Annotated in this window: 1 rRNA gene (cut by a window edge); it reads left to right on the top strand. The window is 56.5% G+C overall.

Going from position 1 to position 1558, the window contains the following annotated elements:
- Nucleotides 1-1514 (top strand): 23S ribosomal RNA (locus ACIQCJ_RS35805); it begins 1370 nt to the left of the window's first position.
- Nucleotides 1515-1558: the final 44 nt, after the last annotated feature.

The following is a 1558-nucleotide window of genomic DNA, read 5'->3' as shown; positions in this document are numbered from 1 at the left end:
ATAGCCCAGACTTCTAGTAGGTAAGCGATGGGGTGACGCAGGAAGGTAGTCCAGCCCGGGCGGTGGTTGTCCCGGGGTAAGGGTGTAGCCCGAGAGATAGGCAAATCCGTCTCTCATGGGGGTGAGACCTGATGCCGAGCCGATTGTGGTGAAGTGGATGATCCTATGCTGTCGAGAAAAGCCTCTAGCGAGTTTCATGGCGGCCCGTACCCTAAACCGACTCAGGTGGTCAGGTAGAGAATACCGAGGCGTTCGGGTGAACTATGGTTAAGGAACTCGGCAAAATGCCCCCGTAACTTCGGGAGAAGGGGGGCCATGTCTGGTGACGGGATGTACTCCTTGAGCTGGGTGTGGCCGCAGAGACCAGCGAGAAGCGACTGTTTACTAAAAACACAGGTCCGTGCGAAGCCGTAAGGCGATGTATACGGACTGACGCCTGCCCGGTGCTGGAACGTTAAGGGGACCGGTTAGTCCTGTTTCGACAGGGCGAAGCTGAGAACTTAAGCGCCAGTAAACGGCGGTGGTAACTATAACCATCCTAAGGTAGCGAAATTCCTTGTCGGGTAAGTTCCGACCTGCACGAATGGCGTAACGACTTCTCGACTGTCTCAACCATAGGCCCGGTGAAATTGCACTACGAGTAAAGATGCTCGTTTCGCGCAGCAGGACGGAAAGACCCCGGGACCTTTACTATAGCTTGATATTGGTGTTCGGTTCGGCTTGTGTAGGATAGGTGGGAGACTGTGAGCCGGTAGCGCCAGCTATCGGGGAGTCGTCGTTGAAATACCACTCTGGTCGTGCTGGATGTCTAACCTCGGTCCGTGATCCGGATCAGGGACAGTGTCTGGTGGGTAGTTTAACTGGGGCGGTTGCCTCCTAAAGGGTAACGGAGGCGCCCAAAGGTTCCCTCAGCCTGGTTGGCAATCAGGTGTTGAGTGTAAGTGCACAAGGGAGCTTGACTGTGAGACTGACGGGTCGAGCAGGTACGAAAGTAGGGACTAGTGATCCGGCGGTGGCTTGTGGAAGCGCCGTCGCTCAACGGATAAAAGGTACCCCGGGGATAACAGGCTGATCTTCCCCAAGAGTCCATATCGACGGGATGGTTTGGCACCTCGATGTCGGCTCGTCGCATCCTGGGGCTGGAGTCGGTCCCAAGGGTTGGGCTGTTCGCCCATTAAAGCGGTACGCGAGCTGGGTTTAGAACGTCGTGAGACAGTTCGGTCCCTATCCGCTGTGCGCGTAGGAGTCTTGAGAAGGGCTGTCCCTAGTACGAGAGGACCGGGACGGACGAACCTCTGGTGTGCCAGTTGTCCTGCCAAGGGCATGGCTGGTTGGCTACGTTCGGGAGGGATAACCGCTGAAAGCATCTAAGCGGGAAGCCTGCTTCGAGATGAGGACTCCCACCCCCTTTGAGGGGTTAAGGCTCCCAGTAGACGACTGGGTTGATAGGCCAGATGTGGAAGCCCTGTGAGGGGTGGAGCTGACTGGTACTAATAGGCCGAGGGCTTGTCCATTGTTGCTCGCGTTCACTGTGTGGTTCTGAAACAACCAGCCCACC

It is taken from the genome of Streptomyces sp. NPDC093221, from assembly GCF_044753885.1.
Taxonomy (GTDB): Bacteria; Actinomycetota; Actinomycetes; order Streptomycetales; family Streptomycetaceae; genus Actinacidiphila.
The sequence above is the reverse complement of the archived record's forward strand: the minus strand, read 5'-3'. Positions and strand labels throughout refer to the sequence as shown.